Source organism: Streptomyces sp. NPDC091376, from assembly GCF_044757085.1.
Taxonomy (GTDB): Bacteria; Actinomycetota; Actinomycetes; order Streptomycetales; family Streptomycetaceae; genus Streptomyces; species Streptomyces pratisoli.
In genome coordinates, this window is the sequence record NZ_JBIVUF010000008.1 from 63,540 (window position 1) to 83,313 (window position 19,774).

The following is a 19,774-nucleotide window of genomic DNA, read 5'->3' on the forward strand; positions in this document are numbered from 1 at the left end:
GTGCTCGTCCTCCGGTCGGAGACCCCTCCGCCTGCTCGGCCAATGCCGGTCGTCGCACCTGTGAAGCACGGGTGAAAAGTGCGGTGTTCGGCCCCGCTCGCTCCCGCCGGAGCGCCGCGTCCACAGCTCCCGTGACCGACCTGAATCGTTCAACCCGCGGTCACGCCAGGTTGCCTCGGAGCGGAAAGCGTGACGGAGTCCCATCCGTCCATCGGTCAGGAGCACTTCCGTGCCCGATTCCCTTTCCCGGCGTCGTCTTCTCGGTGTTGCGGCCGGTGCCGCCGCAGGTGTGGGCCTCGGCGCCCACTCGGCCGCAGCCGCCACCCCCGGTAGCGCCCCGGCGTACGCCTCCGCCCAAGCCGCTCTCCCCACCGGCCTCTTCACCCTCGGCGTCGCGTCCGGCGACCCGCTCCCGACCTCGACCGTGCTGTGGACCCGGCTCGCGCCCGACCCCGTCGCCGGCGGCGGCATGCCCGACCAGGCCGTCGAGGTGCACTGGGAGGTCGCGACCGACGATCGGTTCCGCCGAGTCGTCCGCAGGGGCAGCGAGCGCGCGCTGCCCGAGCTCGGGCACAGCGTCCACGTCGACCCGCAGGGACTGCGTCCCGGCACCGAGTACTTCTACCGATTCAAGGCCGGCAAGGAGATATCGCCGACCGGCCGTACCCGTACCGCACCGGCCCTCGGCTCCCGCCCCGGTTCACTGCGGTTCGCGTTCGCGTCCTGCCAGAACTTCTCGGCGGGGTACTTCCACCTCTACCGCGACGTCGTCCAGCAGGACGTCGACTTCGTCGCCTTCCTCGGCGACTACATCTACGAGTCGGCTCCCGTCGCCACCTCCGTGCGTGTCCATGAGGGCACCGGCGAGCCGTACTCGCTCCTCAACTACCGCAACCGGCACGCCCAGTACCGCACCGACGCCGACCTCCAGGCCGGGCACGCCGCCGCGCCGTGGATCGTCACGCTCGACGACCACGAGATCGACAACAACTGGGCCGACGACATTCCGCAGGACCCCGGCAACCAGACGCCGGAAGCCTTCCGCGCCCGCCGGATCGCCGCGTTCCAGGCCTGGTACGAGCACATGCCCGTACGCCGTACCTCGCGTCCCAACGGCCCGGACATGCAGGTCTTCCGCCGCTTCGAGTTCGGCGACCTCGCCCGCGTCCACGTCCTGGACACCCGCCAGTACCGCAGTGACCAGGTCGCCACCGTCGCCGAGGCGGAGGACCCCTCGCGCACCATGCTGGGCCGGCGGCAGGAGAAGTGGCTCGACGCCGGACTGCTGAGCGGCCGGCAGCAGTGGAACCTGCTCGCCAACCAGACGCAGGTCGCCACCAACGACCGCACCGCGGGTGACGCCGACTCCTTCGACCTCGACAACTGGGACGGCTACCGCGCCAGTCGCCGCAAGCTGATGGACACGTTCGCCTCGCCGCGGGTGGCCAACCCGGTCGTGCTCACCGGTGACCGCCACTCCACCTTCATCATGAACCTGGAGCGCAACCCCGAGCAGCCGGGGACCCCGGTCGTCGGCACCGAGCTGTGCGGCACGTCGATCACGTCCGGCGGCGACATCCCGCCGTCCGCGCAGCAGCAGTTCCACACCACGTACGACCCGATCGCGGCCGAGTGGCCGCACTGGCGCTACTGGGACAACCGGCGCGGCTACCTCCTCTGCGACGTCGACCGGGAGCGGATGGAGACCACGCTGCGGGCGACGGAGGTCGTGACCAAGCAGGAGGGTGCCCCGGTGATCTCCGCCGCGCGCTTCGTGACGGAGTCGGGGCGCCGAGGCGTGACAGTGGCCTGATCGCCTGATCGCCTGATCGCCTGATCGCCTGATCGCCTGATCGCCTGAGCCGAACGCCGCGCCGAACGCCGCGCCGGACGCGGCAGGCGGTACACAGGAGGCGGGGGCCCCCCCCCCGGGGGGGGGGCCCCCCCCCGGGGCCCCCCGCCCCCCCCCCCCCCCGGGGGGGGCCCCCGGGGGGCCTCCGCGCTGCCGGCCGCCGCCCCCGCCCCCGCCCCCCCCCCGCCCCCCCCCCCGGCCGCGGGCGGGCCACCCCCGGGGCCCCCCCCCCGGGGGGGGGGGGGCCCCGCCTCCATGTGCGACGGCAGCCCGTCGCCCGGTCCTCGTGCTCTCAGCTGCGGGCCTCGGGCCCTCCGTCGACCAGCGCGGACAGCAGTCCGCCCAGTACCTCCCGCTGATCGGCGGTCAGCGGGGCCAGGATGTCCTCCGCGGCCGCGCGGCGCGCGCTGCGCAGTTGCCGCAGCGTGACGCGGCCGTCGTCGGTCAGCTCGATGCGCACCACCCGGCGGTTGGCCGGATCGGGCACGCGGCGGACCCGGCCGCTCGCCTCCAGCCCATCGACGAGGGTGGTGATCGCGCGGGGCACGACCTCCAGCCGGTCGGCGAGGTCCGCCATCCGCGGCGCCCCGTCGTAGTGCGCGACGACCCGCAGCAGTCTGGACTGTGCGGGGGTGATGCCGACCGGCTCCAGATGCCGCTTCTGAATGCGGTGGAGCCTGCGCGTCAGGCGCAGCAACTGCTCGGCGAGCAGGCCGTCCGCGTCGGGGGCGGGGACTGGGGAGTTCATGCGGGAACAATATCAGGACCTTGTCCATTATGAGTATAGGTAACAGTGAGCTATGCTCTTCAAGTCCGCCCGGCCCCGCCCTTCGGAAGGAGCCCATGCGCCCTCAAGACGGTCCGTCCTGGACACCCCCAGACCGCCCGCTCGACCCGTCGCAGCCGGAGCAGCCCGCGCAGGTGCGGCGCATCCTCCGGCTCTTCCGTCCCTACCGAGGGCGGCTCGCTCTCGTCGGGCTGCTCGTCGGCGCCTCGTCGCTCGTCTCCGTCGCGTCGCCGTTCATGCTCCGCGAGATCCTCGACACCGCGATCCCGCAGGGCCGCACGGGCCTGCTGTCGCTGCTCGCCCTCGGCATGATCCTCATCGCCGTGACCACGAGCGTCTTCGGTGTGCTGCAGACCCTGATCTCGACCACGGTCGGCCAGCGGGTGATGCACGATCTGCGCACGGGTGTCTACGCCCAGCTGCAGCGCATGCCGCTCGCGTTCTTCACCAGGACGCGCACCGGCGAGGTCCAGTCGCGCATCGCCAACGACATCGGTGGCATGCAGGCGACCGTCACGTCCACGGCGACGTCCCTGGTCTCCAATCTGACCGCCGTCGTCGCCACCATCGTCGCGATGCTCGCTCTGGACTGGCGGCTCACCGTCGTCTCGCTGGTGCTGCTGCCGGTCTTCGTCCTGATCAGCCGTCGCGTCGGCCGTGAGCGCAAGTCCATCACGACCCGACGCCAGAAACAGATGGCCGCGATGGCCGCGACGGTCACGGAATCGCTGTCGGTCAGCGGCATCCTGCTCGGTCGCACGATGGGCCGCGCCGACTCGCTCACCCGTTCCTTCGCCGACGAGTCCGAGCGTCTCGTCGACCTGGAGGTCCGCTCCAGCATGGCCGGGCGATGGCGGATGTCCACGATCGGCATCGTCATGGCCGCCATGCCTGCGCTCCTCTACTGGGCCGCCGGCCTCACGCTGCGAGGCGGCGGACCGGCGATATCGATCGGCACGCTCGTCGCCTTCGTCTCGCTCCAGCAGGGCCTGTTCCGGCCGGCCGTGAGCCTGCTCTCCACGGGCGTGCAGATCCAGACGTCGCTCGCCCTGTTCCAGCGGATCTTCGAGTATCTGGACCTGCGGGTGGACATCACCGAGCCCGAGGATCCCGTCCGGCTGGAGAAGATCCTCGGTGAAGTGCGCTTCGAAGGCGTCGACTTCAGCTATGACGAGAGAAGCGGGCCCACGCTCGACGGCATCGAGGTCACCGTGCCCTCCGGAGGGAGTCTCGCGGTCGTCGGGCCCACCGGATCCGGGAAATCCACCTTGAGCTACCTCGTGCCCCGGCTCTACGACGTCACGGGCGGACGGGTCACCCTCGACGGTGTGGACGTCCGCGAGCTCGACTTCGACACGCTCTCCCGGGCCGTGGGCGTCGTCTCCCAGGAGACGTATCTCTTCCACGCCTCCGTCGCCGACAATCTGCGCTTCGCCAAGCCCGACGCCACCGACGCCGAGGTGGAGGCGGCCGCCCGCGCGGCACAGATCCACGACCACATCGCCTCGCTGCCCGACGGCTACGACACCCTGGTCGGCGAGCGCGGATACCGCTTCTCGGGCGGTGAGAAGCAGCGCCTCGCCATCGCCCGCACGATCCTGCGCGACCCGCCGGTGCTCATCCTGGACGAGGCGACCAGCGCTCTCGACACGCGTACGGAGCACGCGGTGCAGCAGGCCATCGACGCCCTGTCGGCCGGACGCACCACCATCACCATCGCCCACCGGCTCTCCACCGTCCGGGACGCCGACCAGATCGTCGTCCTCGACAGCGGGCGCATTGCCGAGCGCGGCACGCACGAGGAACTGCTCGATCGGGACGGGCGATACGCAGCCCTGGTCCGCAGGGACGCCGAGTTGGCCCCCGCCGTGTCCTGAGCCGGGCGGCGGCCCCTGCCCACGTGCATCGCGCGCTCCCGGTGCGTTCGCCGGACCGGTGACGGCGCGCGTTCCGGTATGAGTGGTTTCTGCGGGTTAGCGTGCCCGCATGAAGAGCGAGTTCCCGAAGGCCCGGCGGCGCCGTCGCGGGCTCCGCCTGACGCGCCGCGGCCGACTGGTTCTGGTGGCCTGCCTGGCCGGCCTCGTCGGTGTGGCGGCGGCTGTCGTCGTGACGCTGATGCAGCCGCCGCAGAAGAAGCCCACCAAGCCCGAGGCGAGGCCGAAGACCCTGCTCATCCCGGAGGGGTGGAGGTCCTCACAGGTCTACGCGGCGGTAGACAAGGCGCTCGCCGTCCGGGCCGGCACCACACGACGGACGGCGGCAGCGGCCGGTGGGCGGCTGAGGCTGCCCGCGGACGCCCGGGGCAACCCCGAGGGGTATCTCTTCCCGGCCATCTATCCCGTCAACCCGAAGTCGACACCGGCGAGCCTGCTCAGCTTCATGGTCAACACGGCGGGCCATCGGTTCGGCACCTCGTCCATCAACGACGCTGCGCAACGCAACGGTATGACCCTCTACCAGACGGTGACGGTCGCCAGCATCGTGCAGGCCGAGGCGGACACCGTCGCGGACATGGCGAAGGTGTCCCGCGTCGTCCACAACCGGATGGCCCAGGACATGCCGTTGCAGATGGACTCGACCCTCAACTACGCCCTGAACCGCTCCACCCTCGACACCACCCGGCAGGACACCCAGCTCCAGAGCCCCTACAACACCTATGAGCGCAAGGGCCTGCCACCCACCCCGATCGGGAATCCGGGCGAGGCCGCGATGAAGGCGGCCGTCAGCCCGGCGGCGGGGGACTGGCTGTACTTCGTCACCGTCGCACCAGGGGACACCCGCTTCACCGCCGACTACGAGGAACACCGCAGAAACGTGGAGGAGTTCAACAGGAACCGCAAGACCGCGACCACCTCCACCCCGAGCTGACCCGGCGGCTCTCCCCGGGCAGACCCGGCGGCTCCCCTCTCGGCCGGGGGAGCGGATGCCGGGACGCATCAGCTCCGCACCGCGGTGAGCTCTCCGGCCGGCCCGCCGTCCGTCTCGCCCGCGGACCCCGGCAAGGCGGCGGGTGCGATGTCACGGTCCAGCAGGTGCTTGATCTCGGAGACCGCGGCCCGGCCGGCCCGGTTGGCTCCGATCGTCGAAGCCGAAGGGCCGTAGCCGACGAGGTGGATCCGTTCGTCCCGTACCGCGCGTGTGCCTTCCACCGCGATGCCGCCGCCCGGCTCGCGGAGCCTGAGCGGTGCCAGATGGTCGATCGCGGCGCGGAAACCGGTCGCCCAGAGGATGACGTCCGCGTCGACCGTCCGGCCGTCGTCCCACGCCACTCCGTCCGGTGTGATCCGGTCGAACATCGGCAGCCGGTCGAGGACGCCCTGCGCGCGGGCGCGCCGTATCGCGTCGTTCAGCGGCAGCCCCGTCACCGAGACGACACTCCGCGGGGGCAGCCCCCGCCGTACGCGCTCCTCCACCATGGCGACGGCCTCGCGACCCTGCACCTCGCCGAACGGGCCCTCGCGGAAGACCGGTGGCCTGCGCGTGACCCAGGTCGTCCCCGCCGCCACCTCGGCGATCTCCATCAGATGCTGGGTCCCCGAGGCCCCGCCGCCGACCACGATCACGCGCTGCCCCGCGAACGCCTCCGGCCCCGGGTACTGCGCCGTGTGCAGCTGCCGCCCGCGGAACATCTCCTGCCCCGGGTAGCGCGGCCAGAACGGACGGTCCCAGGTGCCGGTGGCGTTGATCAGCGCACGTGTGGCGTACGTCCCTTCCGATGACTCCACCAGCAGCCGCCCGCGCCCGCCCTCACGCACCGCGCGCACATGGACGGGCCGGTGCACCCGCAGATCGAAGGCGTCCTCGTACGAGGTGAAGTAGTCGCCGATGACCTCGGAGGACGGTCTGGCGTCGTCGGCACCGGTCAGTTCCATCCCCGGCAGCGCGTGCATGCCGTGGACCTTGCCGTACGTCAGCGAGGGCCAGCGGAACTGCCAGGCACCGCCCGGTAGCGGTGCGTGGTCGAGGACCACGAAGTCCGCGTCGGGGCGCAGCCCCACCCGCCGCAGATGGTAGGCGCCGGACAGCCCAGCCTGCCCGGCACCGATGACGACCACGTCCACGTCGCGCGCGTCCTCGTCCCACACCCTGAAGTTGTTCACGCTTCTACCAACTGTGGGGGTGCCGAGGATCTTCCCGTACCGCCTCCGGACCGGCGTCCCGCGTCAGAGGAAGTTGACGCCCTGGGCCAGCGGGAGGTCGTCGGAGTAGTTCACGGTGTTCGTGGCCCGGCGCATGTACGCGCGCCACGCGTCCGAGCCCGACTCACGGCCGCCGCCCGTCTCCTTCTCGCCGCCGAAAGCACCGCCGATCTCCGCCCCGGAGGTGCCGATGTTGACGTTGGCGATGCCGCAGTCCGAGCCGTCGGCGGCCAGGAAGCGTTCCGCCTCCCGCTGGCTCCGGGTGAAGATCGAAGAGGACAGGCCCTGGGGAACTCCGTTGTGCAGCTCGATCGCCTCGTCCAGCGTCCGGTAGGTCAGGACGTAGAGAACCGGCGCGAAGGTCTCCTCGCGGACGATCTCCGTCTGCGCCGGCATCCGTACGACCGCCGGCCGTACGTACGCGGCCTCGGGTGCCGCCTCCAGCAGCTGCCGGTCGCCGCCCGTCAGCACCTTTCCCCCGTCCGCCTGCGCCGTCCGGAGGGCCTTGGCCATCGCGTCGTACGCCGCCGTCGAGATCAGCGGACCGACCAGGGTGTCCGGCTGGAAAGGATCACCGACGGGCAGCTGACCGTAGGCGTTCACGATCCGCTGCGTGAGCTCGTCCGCGACGTCCTCGTGCACGATGAGCCGCCGCAGGCTCGTACAGCGCTGCCCCGCCGTCCCCGCCGCCGAGAAGACGATGCCGTGCACCGCCAGGTCCAGGTCGGCGGAAGGGGTGACGACCGCCGCGTTGTTCCCGCCCAGTTCCAGCAGGCAGCGGCCGAAGCGGGCGGCCACCCGCGGACCCACCTCGCGGCCCATCCGTACCGAACCGGTGGCGCTGACCAGCGCCACCCGCGGATCGTCGACGAGCCGTTCACCGCACTCCCGGCCGCCCAGCAGCAGCCGGTGGACGCCGTCGGGGGCGCCGGTGTCCTCGGCCGCCCTGCGGAGCAGTGCGGCACAGGCGACGGCGGTGAGCGGGGTCAGCTCCGAGGGCTTCCAGACCACGGTGTCCCCGCAGACCAGCGCGATCGCCGTGTTCCACGACCACACCGCGACGGGGAAGTTGAAAGCCGAGATGACCCCGACCACGCCCAGGGGGTGCCAGCTCTCGGACAGCCGGTGGCCGGGCCGCTCGGACGCCATGGTCCGCCCGTACAGCTGCCGGGAGAGACCGACCGCGAACTCGCAGATGTCGATCATCTCCTGGACCTCGCCCAGTGCCTCGGAGTGGATCTTGCCTGCCTCGATGGTGACCAGCCCGGCCAGATCCTCCCTGTGCTCGGTGAGCAGCTCGCCGAGCCGTTTGACCAGTGCGCCTCGGCGCGGCGCCGGGACCGTGCGCCACTCCAGGAAGGCGGCCCGCGCCTGAGCGATCATCGCGTCGGCGTCCTCGGGCGTGGTCATGGGCAGCGTGAGGAGCGTTCCGCCGGTCAGTGGCGTACGGGCGGCGAGGTGCCCGGCAGCCCCTCCGGCGGGCAGCCGTGCACCGCACCGGCGCAGCGCTTGTTCGGCCCGCGCCCGCAGCGCGTCGGTGTCGGGCAGTGCGGTGGTGGTCATGCGTCGCTCTCCTCGGTGAGTCCAAGGGCCCGTCCGGCCCGCGCCAGCGAGTCGCCCTGCTGTACGGCGTAGAGGTCGAAGGGGTCGTGCACCGTGCGCCCGATCGCCCCTGACATCCAGTGCTGGTCGTAGTGCGTGCCCGTCTGCGCGGAGTCGCGGGCGCCCGGGTCGGTGAGGTTCGACTGGAAGATCCCCGCCGCCGAGCGCGGCAGGAAGTCCTCGTAGACGATCGGCCGGGCGGTGAGCCAGCCGCCGTCGAGCAGCCCGGCCGGCTCGTCCGGGGGCCGCCGGCCGTCCCGCGGCCGGTCGTGCGCCGCCTCGTACGTGAAGAACCCCAGTCCGTCCACGGCCAGTTGACGCTCCGTACGGGGAAAGTGCGCCGCCCACTCCCCGGCCGGGCCGTCGACGAGCCGGTCGTACAGCGCGCGTCCCGCACGGCTGAGCGCGATCCCGCGCGCCTCGACCTCACCGAACCGCACCCGCAGCGAGCCGGTGACCAGGCCGCCGTCCTCCTCGCGGAACGTGCGAGGCTCCGCCAGCGCCCGGAACGACGTCTGACGCAGCAGCACATCGGGACCGTCCCAGCGCGGCGGCCCCTGGATGCGGTCGATCATCGTGATGCCCCGCTCCTCCATCCGCCGGTAGAGGTCGTCGATGTCCAGCACGCGCGGGGTGAGGTGGTTGATGTGGGTGCTGGTCACACCGCCGATGTCGGCGGCGACCGCGGAGACCTTCTCCAGCTCGGCGTACCAGGCCCGGTCCACCGGCTCCGGGGAGAGTTCGAAGGCCGCGACCGCGAGGGTGAGGAAACGCTCCGCCCGCTCCTCGTCGAGCCCTGCCTCGCGTTCGGCGCGCGCCGCAAGCTCCAGCAGCTCCGGTGGGAACAGCTCGCGGCGCTCCAGGAACGTCCCCAGCCGCTTCTCCAGGTCCGCGTCGAAGAAGCGGCGGTCCGCGGGAGTCAGCATGGAGGTGAAGACACGGAAGGGATTGCGGTCCAGTTCCTCGGGGAGTACCGGCCGGAACGCGGTGGAGACGACCGGGACGGCGCTCGCCGACGCGTCCCGCAGATCGTAGAAGCCGACCGGCTCCATGCCGAGCGCGGCGAAGATCTGGGCGGCTTGGCACAGTTCGCGCGGAGTGCCGACGCGGATCGCGCCGTGCCGCTCCGCCGTCACCCGCGCGATGCTGCCGAGCCGCTGGGCCCGCTCGCCGCCCGCCCGCATCACGGTGTCGTTCACCTGCCCGGCGACCTCGACCAGGGTCGTGTAGGCGGGGACCTCGGTGCCGTACATGGCGGAGAGGCGGCGGGCGAACGCGGCACGCAGCCGCCAGGTGGGGAGGACGGTGGACGCCATGGGACCTCCTGAGCCGGACGGGGTGGTCGGTCGTGCGGTAGAGGGAGCGGTTGTCGGGGCGGTCGTCAGGGCGGCTGTCCGGGCGATCAGATGATGTGGGCCTCCGGCCGGGCCGCGGTGGCGGACGGCGCCGCCTCGAACCGCGTAGCGGACAGTGGGCCCACATCGAGGAACGGCTCCCGCCCCAGGAACAGATCACGCATGATCTCGCCCACCGCGGGCGCCTGGAGGAAGCCGTGCCCGGAGAACCCCGTGGCGTACAGGAAGCGGGAGACGCCGGACGCCTCGCCGATGAGGGCGTTGCGGTCAGGCGTCATCTCGTAGAGCCCCGCCCAGCCGCCGCCCGCCGGCGCCATGCCCGCGAGGGCCGGCGCGACGCGGGCGGCGGCCTCGCGGAACGGCTCCAGCCACTCCTCGCTGAATTCCCGCCCGAAGCCCGGCTCCTGGCGGGCGTCGGACAGCCCGAGGACCAGGCCGCCGGCGTTGTCGTTGTGGAAGTACAGGGTCGAGTCGAAGTCGAGGGTGAAGGGGATACGGGGCGGGCGGGGCGCGAGCGGTCCGGTGAGCGCGATCTGGCGGCGCAGCGGCGTGACGGGCAGCCGCAGCCCGGCCATCTCGGCGATACCGGCCGACCAGGCGCCCGCCGCGCAGATCACGGTGGTGGTGCGGACCGTCCCGTACGGCGTACGGACGGCACGCAGCACGTCGCCGTCGCGGTCGATACCGGTGACGGGGCAGTGGCTGAGCACGGTCGCACCGAGAGCGCGGGCGGCCCGCAGATAGCCGAGCACGGCCGCCTCGGGCAGGGCGTATCCGTCACCGGGGGAGTGGGCGGCGGCCACGAACCCGGACGGGTCGACGTACGGGCACAGCGCCTGGGCCTCCCGGGGGCCGACGAGACGGCTGTCCACGCCCAGTTCCCGCTGCAGGGCCGACGCCTCGCCGAACGCCGCCACATCCTCGTCGCGGTTCAGCAGGAAGAGATAGCCGACCTGCTCCAGCCCCACGTCCGTACCGGGCCGCCTGCCGAACTCGCGCCAGGCCCGGAGACTGTGCTGCCCGAGACGGATGTTGAGCGGATCGGAGAACTGGGCGCGTACGCCGCCGATCGGCTTGCCCGACGAGCCGGAGGCGGGAGTGTCCCGCTCCAGCACGAGGACGTCGCGGACGCCTGCCTCGGCGAGATGGAACGCGATGCCGGCCCCGATGACGCCGCCGCCGATGATGACGACTCCGGCTGCGGAGGGCGGGGCCTTGTGAGCTGTCCCGTGGGCCATGAGGCCATGGTGACGCCCTCCCCCGCCGCCGTCCACGACGCCTCGAAGGGCGTCCCCGGCACGGCGCACCTCCGGCTTCCCACAGCCGGTGCCGCGCCGGGCCCCGTGAACGAGCCCCACCCGGGACGGTCTCCGCGTCCCGCCCGGCCCTCCCGACCGGCCCCGCGTCTTGTCCGGTCCTCTCGACCGGTCCCCGGCCTCTCGACGGTCCCGGGTGTCCCGTCCGGGGGCCGGCCCCGTGTCCGGTCCGGCGGTCGGACTCCGATGGAGCCCGGTCGCCGGCCGGGGACGGGCGTCCGTACCCGGTCCCGGGCGGGAGAGTCCGGGGCCCTCTCGACCGATCCCCGGCGTCCCGTCCGGGGGCCGGCCCCGTGTCCGGCCCGGCGGTCGGACTCCGATGGAGCCCGGTCGCCGGCCGGGGACAGGCGCCCGAACCCGGTCGCGGGCGGAGAGCCCGCAGGGGACTACCGTCCGCCCGCCACCAGGAGGGGCGCGCCGCCCGGGGCCGAGGCGGGACGGCCGTTCGCCGCGGGGACGCCGAGGAGCGGGGAGGGCGGGATCCGGTGGAGGAGACCGCGCGCCGCCAGTTCGGGGGTGACGCCCTCCCCGAACCAGTAGGCCTCCTCCAGATGCGGGTAGCCGGACAGGACGAAGTGCTCGATGCCCAGCTCGTGGTATTCCTCGATACGGTCCGCGACGTCCGCGTGGCTTCCCACCAGAGCCGTCCCCGCCCCGCCGCGCACCAGCCCCACGCCGGCCCACAGATTCGGCGAGATCTCCAACGACTCCCGCCTGCCACCGTGGAGGGCGAGCATCCGCTGCTGGCCCACCGATTCGCTCCGGCCGAGTGCCTGCTGCGCCGCGGCGATCGTCTCCGGGTCGAGATCGTCCAGCAGCCGGTCCGCCGTAGCCCACGCCTCGCGCGCCGAGTCGCGCGAGATGGTGTGGAGCCGGATCCCGAAGCGCACCCGGCGGCCTCGTTCCTCCGCGAGCGCGCGGATCCAGTCGATCTTCTCCTTCACCTGCTGCGGCGGTTCGCCCCAGGTGAGGTAGACGTCGGCGTGGTCCGCGGCCACCGGCCCCGCGGCGGCCGACGAGCCGCCGAAGAAGATCTCCGGCAGCGGGTCCGGCGGAAGCGCCGTGAGCCCGCCCTCCACCTGGAAGTGCGCGCCCTCGAAGTCGAACGGGCCGCCGCCCCACACACCCCGCACGACCGACAGGAACTCCGCCGTCCGCGCGTACCGCCGGTCGTGGTCGAGACGGTCGCCGAAGCGCCGCTGTTCGGTCGAGTCGCCACCCGTCACCACGTTCAACAGCAGCCGGCCACGAGTGATGCGCTGGTACGTCGCCGCCATCTGCGCCGCCAGCACCGGCGAGATCACCCCGGGCCGGAACGCGACGAGGAACTTCAGCCGCTCGGTGTGCTGCGACAGCGCCACCGTCGTCAGCCAGGCGTCCTCGCACCATGTCCCGGTGGGCGTCAGTACGGCCTCGAAGCCCAGCTGCTCGGCGGCCTTCGCGATCTGTGCCAGATACTCGATGTCCGGTGCCCGGACCCCGCTCACCGGGGTGATCCGGGAGCGTTTGACACCGCCGTCGGTGTAGGCGTGCCGGTCGACGAGGGTGCGGCCGTCGCCGCCGGTCGGCAGGAACCAGTGCAGATGAACGCTCATCAGGATGTGGCCTTTCCATAGCTGCGCGCCGGGGAGGTCGACGGCGGCAGGTCCTTGTTGAAGCGGTCGTCGACGTAGTCGGCGAAGTCGAAGCGGCGCGGAACGAGCTTCAGTTCGGCGAAGGTGTCGGCGATCCGCTGTTCGGACGCGATCGCCGCGGCGTCGACGGCGACCGGCACCCTGGTCCCGTACGACCGCTTCACCGCGTCGAGCGCGACCTCGTAGGGCAGCCCGGTGTCCTTCGCCCAGACCTTCGCCCACTCCTGCGGGTGCTTGAACACCCAGTCCTGGGCGCGCCGCAGCCGCTCGATGAGGTCACCGATGGCGGCGGCCTTCTGCTTGTCGGCGAGTGCCGAGGGCGCGGCGACCTGGAAGCCGAGTCCGTTCACCAGCCCGTTTCCGTCGGTGAGGACCCGGCTCTTGCCGCCCCGCAGCACCTGGGAGGTGTACGGGTCCCACACCGCCCATGCGTCGACCCGGCCGCTGGTGAACGCGGCGAGCGCGTCGGCGGGCTGGAGCAGACTGATCTTGATGTCCTCGGGCCCGAGACCGGCCTTACGCAGGGAGGCGATCAGCTGGTAGTGCGCCGAACTGCCCTGTGCGACAGCGACCGACTTCCCCTTCAGATCCGCGGGGGTCCGCAACGGCGAGTCCTTGGGCACGAGGATCGCCTCGCCCGCCGAATCGCCGTGGGTGGCGGCCACGATGGTGATCCGCGAACCGGAGCCCGCGGCGAAGACGGGCGGGGTGTTGCCGACCGAGCCGACGTCCACGGCCTTGGCGTTGACGGCCTCCAGCAGCGGCGGTCCGGACGTGAACGTGGACCACTTGATCCTGTAGGGGAGATCGTCGAGTTCGCCGGCGGCCCGCAGGACGGCTTCGGAACCGCCCTTCTGGTCCCCGACGTTGAGCGTGAGCGAGCCCTTTCCGTCGACACTGCGGCCGGCTCCGCCCGAGGAGTCGTCGGCGGCGGAGCTGCCGGAGCAGGCGGACAGCAGCAGGGCGAGGGGGAGCAGGGCGGCGGGAAGGAAGCGTTTCATGACGGGTGACTTTCTCGTGAGGGTGGTTCAGGCGGCGGTGCGGGCGGTCCGGGTGGCGGGGCCGTCGACGCCGAGTTCGGTCAGCAGCCGGGTGCGGAGCGCGGCGAGCCGCGGATCACCGGCGGTTCGAGGACGGTCCGGAGTGACGGCCGTGTCGTACGCGATGACGCCGTCCCGCATCACCAGGGCCCGGTCGGCGAGCAGCAGGGCTTCGTCCACGTCGTGCGTGACCAGCAGCACGGCGCAGCCGCGCCGCTGCCACAACTCGGCCACCAACTGCTGCGCCGTGAGCCGGGTCAGCGCGTCCAGCGCGCCGAACGGCTCGTCGAGCAGCAGCAGATCGGGTTCGCGTACGAGGGCACGGGCGAGGGAGGCCCGCTGCGCCTCGCCGCCGGACAGCGTCTTCGGCCAGGCTCCGGAGCGATCGCCGAGGCCGACCTCCGCCAACGCGCGCTCCGCGACCGCCCGGTCGGGCTTGCCCGGCAGGCCCAGCAGCACATTGCGCCACACCCGCTTCCAGGGCATCAGCCGGGGCGCCTGGAACGCCACGGCCCGCCGCTCGGGCACGAGGACCGTTCCCTCGATGTCCCGGTCGAGACCCGCGAGGACCCGTAGCAGTGTCGACTTCCCGCAGCCGCTGTGTCCGAGCAGCGCGGTGAACTCCCCGGGGCGGAGCGTCAGATCGAGGCCGTCGATCACCGGACGGCCGTCGAAGGAACGGGTCAGCCCTTCGACCCGGACGGCGGCCGTCCTGCCCGCCGCTGTGTTCACTGTCCCTTGAACGTCGGTCGCCATTGCAGCAGCAGCCTTTCGAGAGTGCGGACGAGGGCGTCGGCCAGCAGGCCGAGGAAGGCGTAGACGACGAGGCAGACGACGATGACATCGGTCCGGAAGAACTCCCGGGCCTGGTTCATCAGGAAGCCGATCCCGGCGTCCGCGTTGATGGACTCGCCGAAGACGAGCGCCAGCCAGGCGGTGGCGAGCGAGTAGCGCAGTCCCGTCATGGCGCCGGGCAGCGCTCCCGGCAGGACGACATGGCGGATCAGCCCCCAGCGGCCGAGACCCAGTGAATGCCCGGCCTCGACGAGCTGCTCGTCGACGCCTCGGATGCCGGCGTAGACGTTGAGATAGAGATGGAAGGCGACACCGAGGGCGATGAGCGCGACCTTCGGCGCCTCGCCGATGCCCAGCCAGATGATGAACAGCGGGATCAGCCCGACCCAGGGGACCGTACGCAGCATCTGCACGGTCGCGTCGACGAGGTCCTCGCCGAGCCGGGACAGACCGGAGACCAGGGCCAGGGCGATGCCGATCGCGCCACCGAGGAGCAGCCCCGCGGCGACCCGCCGCAGTGAGACACCCATGGCGTTCGGCAGGGTGCCGTCGGCGACCAGGTCCCCGGCGGCGCGGGCGATGGTCCCGGGCGAGGCGAGCGTGTCCGGGCTCAGGAACCCGGTGGAGCTGGACACCTGCCACAGCACGAGCAGGAGCACCGGGCCCACGGTGCGCCGCAGCCAGCGAGGTACGGAGCGCAGGCCGGCGCGGCCGCCGCGTGCTCCGGCCGGGGTGACGGCTTCGAGTGCGGGCTCGACGGAGTCGACCGGCACCTCGGCCGGAGCGTTCTTGGATACGGCGGAGATGTCCGGTGGGGCGTGATCGACGGTCATGGAGGCTCCTGGGCAGGGGAGGGCAAACCCCGGCGCAGGCTGCGGCGCCACGGCATGGCCGTGGACGGCAGGACGGGCGGGGCGGGAGGGAGGAGAAGGGCGGGTCAGCGTCCGGCGCGCGTCGACGGCGCTCGGCGAACGCAGGCACTCAGGGCGCGACGAGTGGATGCGGGCCGCGGCGTCATGGGCGCTACGACGAGGAACGCGGCGCGCACCGGGCGCGCTTCAGGCACTGAGAAGGCGTCAGCAGCCGCGACGACACGCGGCGGAAGCCACCCGCAGCAGGTCGATGTGACCGCGCGTGGTGAGCAGGGCTGTACGCAACATGGCGCAGAACGTAGCGACCGGTTCCGCCACCGGTCAACGCCGTCTCGTACTGCGGACGCGCGATCCTGCGGGATGGGCGAGAGGATGGAGGTATGCCCGACGCCTTCACCACCCGAGTTCTGAACGTGGCCACCGGCACGGCGGAGGCCGTGACGGATCTGACGCGCGAGTGCGCGGAATTCCTCGACGAGACCGCCGACGGTCGCGACGGCCTGCTCCATGTGTTCGTGCCCCACGCCACCGCGGGGATCGCGGTCATCGAGACCGGCGCGGGCAGCGACGACGATCTGCTGGCCGCACTGCACGTCCTGCTCCCCGCCGACGACCGCTACCAGCACCGCCACGGCAGCCCGGGCCACGGCCGCGACCACGTCCTGCCCGCGCTCGTGCCGCCGCACGCGACGCTGCCGGTCATCGGCGGCCGGCTGGAGCTCGGCACCTGGCAGTCGGTCTGTCTGGTCGACACCAATAAAGACAAAGGCAACCGTCAAGTGCGGTTGAGCTTCCTGGGCTGATCGCAGCCTCCTTCCTCGAGGACATCCTGCGACTCGACTTCCGCCCGGAGCTGGACGCCTGGCGCACCATGCCGATGCGCGCGCTCGTCGTCGCGAACCGCACGGTGGACGGGGCAGTCCGGCAGTTCGTCGTCGACGCCAGGCCGAGCGGCGTACGCGGCACCGCCTCCGACCCGGTCGACGTCCCGGCCGCGTACGAACTGGACGACCTGACTTACGGCATCCTGTGGGCCATGTCGGGATTCGAGGCGGCCCTGCTCGGCGACGACCAGGTCCTGCACACCTCGCTGGCTTCGCTCACCGCTTCCCCAGGCTCGCCGCTCGCCTCCGACCACGGCCTGACCGAAGTGTCCACGATGCTGATCGGCTCGGAGACCGCGGCCCGGTACATCCTGGGCCACCGTGACCACCTGGGCGACGCACCCGTCTTCTGGACCAGGGAACCGCGCGGTGAGGAGGCCGCCACCTGGCTGTTCTTCCGGCACAAGTACCGCTACCTCGAACGAATGGCGCCCCGGCGTCCAGGCGGTACCAGCGGCCGGGGGTTCTGCGTCCCCGAGACGGCGGTCGCCTCCTCGCCGGCGTACGAGCGCGTTCTGCTTTTCCTCGCCATCGCCCTCATGGAGTCCGTCGGCATCCGCACCTGGGTCACCGGCGACGGAGGCTTCGCCCACACCGACGGTTTCGCCCTCTCCCGGGCGCCGGGCTGTCATCGCCTCACGGGTACGGACCGAGGGAGCTGGGCGAAGACGTACGTCACCAACGTCGAGGCGTTCGGCGCCGGCACTCTCGCCCATGACCCCGCCACCGGCGGGATACTTCCGCACATCCACGTCTCCGCCGGCCTGAGGGCTCAGTCCGCCGACGGCAGGACGAGCCACCTCCTCAGCGCCAAGGTCCAGTTCCTCGGCGAGCTGCTGATCGTGGAGGTCACGTCGCCCACGATGACCTGGCCCCGGAACCCCGACCTCTACGACGTGCCGCTGCTCACGTTCGGCTGAGCGGCAGGAGCCGCCGGAGCCAGTGGTGGGTGGGCGCGATCACCTTGATCGCATCCGCCAGCCAGGCGCGTGCCGGAGCGTCGAGCAGCGGCAGTACCGCCTCGAAGTCGGTCTCGTCCTTGTCCCGGGTCGCCTTCGCCTTGTAGAAGAGCTGGACCTCGGGCGCGAGATACGGGATGCCTGTCGCGCTCCGTGCGCCCGAGCTGGTCGATCGGGAGCCGGATCGCCGGGGTGCGCCGCGAGACCCACGGCTGTCCGGGGACGTCGTCAGTGACGGCGCCCTGGCCGTCTCGGAGCTCGTGGCGAACGCGTACGAGCACGCGTGCGGCCCGTACGAGGTGCATGTCCGCTCGGCCGCCGGCAGATACATGAGATTCATGACAGGGACCCTCTGCTCCCCGCGGGCCTCTACCGCGGTGACACGTCGTCGGATCCCGAACCGGTCGAGGAGGCAGGCGGGTTGCTCGTCGAGCGTGGACGGGGCCTGCGCATCGTGAACGAGCTGGCCCAAGGGCAGTGGGGCCTGCTCGCCGGGCCGGCGGTGCTGACCACCTTCCGCCGGGCCGCGCGCAAGGCCCGCTTCCGTGCGCCGGTGCGCTTCGCTGACCCTCGGACGGCGGATTCCGAATCACGCTGACCAGCCGACTTCTGGCGGATGACCCCCCAGCACTGGATTTACTAGGACGTCCAACTATATATTCGAGAGGTAAGCCCGCGGTGCAGGGAAGCCGGTGTGAATCCGGGACGGTCCCGCCACTGTGACCGGGGAGTACGTCGTCGAGCGATACGCCACTGACGAGCTGGATGTCGGGAAGGCGGACGGCGCGCGCTGATCCGGGAGTCAGGATACCGGCCGTGGGGTGTTCCGTGTTGTCCACGAGGATGGAGCTGACACGCATGGCACCGGTGTGTACCCACGACCCTGGTGAGCCTGTCGTCTGACGGGGCTCCGGCCATACGCGATCTCGCGCCCCCGGCACCCGTACGCCACCCGCGTGCGTGTGCGAGGCCGGCGCGCCATCCTCGGATCCCTCCTGACGAGAGCAGGCAGTCATGGTCCGCGAGCATGAACGCGCCCCCGTGCGCGAGTTGACGCACTTCGTCGGCGGCAAGCACACCCCGGGAACATCGGGGTCCTACGGCGAGGTGTACGACCCCAACACCGGCGAGGTCCAGGCCCTGGTGCCGCTGGCGAGCCGGGCCGAGACCGAGGCGGTGATCGCCGACGCCGCCCAGGCGCAGGGTGCGTGGGGGGAGTGGAATCCACAGCGCCGCGCCCGCGTTCTGATGCGGTTCCTGCAACTTGTGGAGCAGGAGAAGGACGATCTGGCCCGGCTGCTGTCCGCCGAGCACGGCAAGACGATCGCCGACGCGCACGGCGACATCCAGCGCGGCCTGGAGGTCGTGGAGTTCGCCGCCGGCATCCCGCATCTGCTCAAGGGCGAGTTCACCGACAACGCCGGCACCGGCATCGACGTCCACTCGCTGCGCGCCCCGCTCGGCGTGGTCGCCGGGATCACACCGTTCAACTTCCCCGCGATGATCCCCCTGTGGAAGGCCGCTCCGGCCCTGGCCTGCGGAAACGCCTTCATCCTCAAGCCGTCCGAGCGGGATCCGTCCGTTCCGCTGCGGCTCGCGGAGCTGTTCCTGGAGGCCGGCCTCCCGCCCGGGGTCCTGAACGTCGTCAACGGCGCCCGAGAGTCCGTCGAGACCCTCCTCGAAGACCCGCGCGTGGCGGCTCTCGGCTTCGTCGGCTCGACGCCGATCGCCGCGCACGTCTACGCGACCGCCGCCGCCAACGGCAAGCGCGCCCAGTGCTTCGGCGGCGCGAAGAACCACATGATCGTGATGCCGGACGCCGACCTCGACCAGGCCGTGGACGCCTTGATCGGTGCCGGGTACGGCTCGGCGGGGGAGCGCTGCATGGCGATCTCCGTCGCCGTCCCGGTGGGCGAGGACACCGCCGACGCGCTCGTGGCCCGGCTGAAGGAGCGCATCGGCTCGCTGAGGATCGGCCGCAGCGACGACCCCGAGGCCGACTTCGGTCCCCTGGTCGGCCGCGACGCCGTCGACCGGGTCCGCTCCTACGTCGACCTCGGAGTCGAGGAAGGCGCCGAACTTGTCGTGGACGGAAGGGACTTCGTCCTCCCCGGCCATGAGAACGGCTTCTTCGCCGGTGCCTCTCTCTTCGACCGGGTCACGCCCGCGATGCGCATCTACCAGGAGGAGATCTTCGGGCCGGTGCTGTGCGTCGCGCGCGCCGCCGACTACGAGGAAGCGTTGCGCCTGCCCAGCGAGCACACCTTCGGCAACGGCGTCGCCATCTTCACCCGGGACGGCGACACCGCCCGTGATTTCACCCGGCGCGTGAACACCGGCATGGTCGGCGTCAACGTGCCCATCCCGGTGCCGGTCGCCTATCACACCTTCGGTGGCTGGAAGCGCTCCGGATTCGGCGACCTCAACCAGCACGGTCCTGACGCCATCCGCTTCTACACCCGGACGAAGACGGTCACCTCGCGCTGGCCCGCCGGTCTCCGCGAAGGCGCGAGCTTCACGATTCCCACGATGGGTTGAG

The 19,774-nt window shown here is 71.9% G+C and carries 18 protein-coding genes and 1 riboswitch; of the genes, 7 read left to right on the forward strand and 11 right to left on the reverse strand.

Going from position 1 to position 19,774, the window contains the following annotated elements:
* Positions 1-229: 229 nt before the first annotated feature.
* Positions 230-1,813, forward strand: coding sequence for an alkaline phosphatase D family protein (locus tag ACIQMR_RS18820; RefSeq protein WP_401388084.1), 1,584 nt, complete (start codon positions 230-232; stop codon positions 1,811-1,813).
* A 331-nt stretch (positions 1,814-2,144) separates the two neighbouring features.
* On the opposite strand, the gene ACIQMR_RS18825 is transcribed toward ACIQMR_RS18820, so the two are convergent.
* A complete protein-coding gene (locus tag ACIQMR_RS18825) occupies positions 2,145-2,600 on the reverse strand; it encodes a MarR family winged helix-turn-helix transcriptional regulator (RefSeq protein ID WP_401388087.1) in 456 nt (151 codons plus the stop codon).
* Between the two features lie 95 nt (positions 2,601-2,695).
* On the opposite strand from ACIQMR_RS18825, the gene ACIQMR_RS18830 reads away from it, so the two are divergent.
* Both ACIQMR_RS18830 and mltG read left to right on the forward strand, forming a co-directional pair.
* Positions 2,696-4,516: an ABC transporter ATP-binding protein gene (locus ACIQMR_RS18830; RefSeq protein ID WP_401388090.1), complete on the forward strand. Its 1,821-nt coding sequence runs from the start codon at positions 2,696-2,698 to the stop codon at positions 4,514-4,516.
* Between the two features lie 109 nt (positions 4,517-4,625).
* Positions 4,626-5,507: an endolytic transglycosylase MltG gene (mltG, locus tag ACIQMR_RS18835; RefSeq protein WP_401388093.1), complete on the forward strand. Its 882-nt coding sequence runs from the start codon at positions 4,626-4,628 to the stop codon at positions 5,505-5,507.
* A gap of 68 nt (positions 5,508-5,575) precedes the next feature.
* On the opposite strand, the gene ACIQMR_RS18840 is transcribed toward mltG, so the two are convergent.
* The 9 genes from ACIQMR_RS18840 to ACIQMR_RS18880 form a co-directional block, all read right to left on the reverse strand.
* The gene (locus ACIQMR_RS18840; RefSeq protein WP_401388096.1) at positions 5,576-6,739 is read right to left on the reverse strand and encodes an NAD(P)-binding domain-containing protein; all 1,164 of its coding nucleotides are present in this window, start codon (positions 6,737-6,739) and stop codon (positions 5,576-5,578) included.
* A gap of 63 nt (positions 6,740-6,802) precedes the next feature.
* Positions 6,803-8,341, reverse strand: coding sequence for an aldehyde dehydrogenase family protein (locus ACIQMR_RS18845; RefSeq protein ID WP_401388099.1), 1,539 nt, complete (start codon positions 8,339-8,341; stop codon positions 6,803-6,805).
* Positions 8,338-9,696 carry a 2-oxoadipate dioxygenase/decarboxylase family protein gene (locus ACIQMR_RS18850; RefSeq protein ID WP_401388102.1) on the reverse strand — a complete coding sequence of 453 codons (1,359 nt, stop codon included), beginning with the start codon at positions 9,694-9,696 and terminating at the stop codon, positions 8,338-8,340. Before ACIQMR_RS18850 ends, ACIQMR_RS18845 begins: the two co-directional genes overlap by 4 nt.
* Positions 9,697-9,782: 86 nt before the next feature.
* Positions 9,783-10,973 carry an NAD(P)/FAD-dependent oxidoreductase gene (locus tag ACIQMR_RS18855; protein WP_401388105.1) on the reverse strand — a complete coding sequence of 397 codons (1,191 nt, stop codon included), beginning with the start codon at positions 10,971-10,973 and terminating at the stop codon, positions 9,783-9,785.
* Between the two features lie 464 nt (positions 10,974-11,437).
* Positions 11,438-12,646 carry an LLM class flavin-dependent oxidoreductase gene (locus ACIQMR_RS18860; protein WP_401388108.1) on the reverse strand — a complete coding sequence of 403 codons (1,209 nt, stop codon included), beginning with the start codon at positions 12,644-12,646 and terminating at the stop codon, positions 11,438-11,440.
* Positions 12,646-13,686 (reverse strand): ABC transporter substrate-binding protein, encoded by a 1,041-nt coding sequence (locus tag ACIQMR_RS18865; RefSeq protein WP_401388110.1) that lies wholly within the window; start codon positions 13,684-13,686, stop codon positions 12,646-12,648. The genes ACIQMR_RS18860 and ACIQMR_RS18865 overlap by 1 nt, the downstream gene beginning before the upstream one ends.
* Positions 13,687-13,713: 27 nt before the next feature.
* Positions 13,714-14,481, reverse strand: coding sequence for an ABC transporter ATP-binding protein (locus ACIQMR_RS18870; protein ID WP_401388113.1), 768 nt, complete (start codon positions 14,479-14,481; stop codon positions 13,714-13,716).
* Entirely contained in the window at positions 14,454-15,353 is a 900-nt protein-coding gene (locus ACIQMR_RS18875) for an ABC transporter permease (protein WP_401388116.1), read from the reverse strand. The genes ACIQMR_RS18870 and ACIQMR_RS18875 overlap by 28 nt, the downstream gene beginning before the upstream one ends.
* 243 nt (positions 15,354-15,596) lie before the next feature.
* A complete protein-coding gene (locus ACIQMR_RS18880) occupies positions 15,597-15,680 on the reverse strand; it encodes a putative leader peptide (protein ID WP_351816447.1) in 84 nt (27 codons plus the stop codon).
* A gap of 92 nt (positions 15,681-15,772) precedes the next feature.
* On the opposite strand from ACIQMR_RS18880, the gene ACIQMR_RS18885 reads away from it, so the two are divergent.
* Positions 15,773-16,195 carry a secondary thiamine-phosphate synthase enzyme YjbQ gene (locus ACIQMR_RS18885; protein WP_401388119.1) on the forward strand — a complete coding sequence of 141 codons (423 nt, stop codon included), beginning with the start codon at positions 15,773-15,775 and terminating at the stop codon, positions 16,193-16,195.
* A gap of 74 nt (positions 16,196-16,269) precedes the next feature.
* Positions 16,270-17,196: a hypothetical protein gene (locus ACIQMR_RS18890; protein WP_401388122.1), complete on the forward strand. Its 927-nt coding sequence runs from the start codon at positions 16,270-16,272 to the stop codon at positions 17,194-17,196.
* On the opposite strand, the gene ACIQMR_RS18895 is transcribed toward ACIQMR_RS18890, so the two are convergent.
* Positions 17,183-17,575 carry a hypothetical protein gene (locus ACIQMR_RS18895; protein WP_401388125.1) on the reverse strand — a complete coding sequence of 131 codons (393 nt, stop codon included), beginning with the start codon at positions 17,573-17,575 and terminating at the stop codon, positions 17,183-17,185. The two genes, ACIQMR_RS18890 and ACIQMR_RS18895, sit on opposite strands and share 14 nt — an antisense overlap.
* 81 nt (positions 17,576-17,656) lie before the next feature.
* Between ACIQMR_RS18895 and ACIQMR_RS18900 the strand changes: the two genes are divergently transcribed.
* Both ACIQMR_RS18900 and ACIQMR_RS18905 read left to right on the forward strand, forming a co-directional pair.
* On the forward strand, positions 17,657-17,833 hold the full coding sequence (locus ACIQMR_RS18900; protein WP_401388128.1) for a hypothetical protein: 177 nt from the start codon (positions 17,657-17,659) through the stop codon (positions 17,831-17,833).
* Positions 17,834-17,894: 61 nt separating this feature from the next.
* Positions 17,895-18,069, forward strand: a riboswitch (cobalamin riboswitch).
* Positions 18,070-18,249: 180 nt separating this feature from the next.
* Entirely contained in the window at positions 18,250-19,773 is a 1,524-nt protein-coding gene (locus tag ACIQMR_RS18905) for a CoA-acylating methylmalonate-semialdehyde dehydrogenase (RefSeq protein ID WP_401388131.1), read from the forward strand.
* Position 19,774 lies beyond the last annotated feature (1 nt).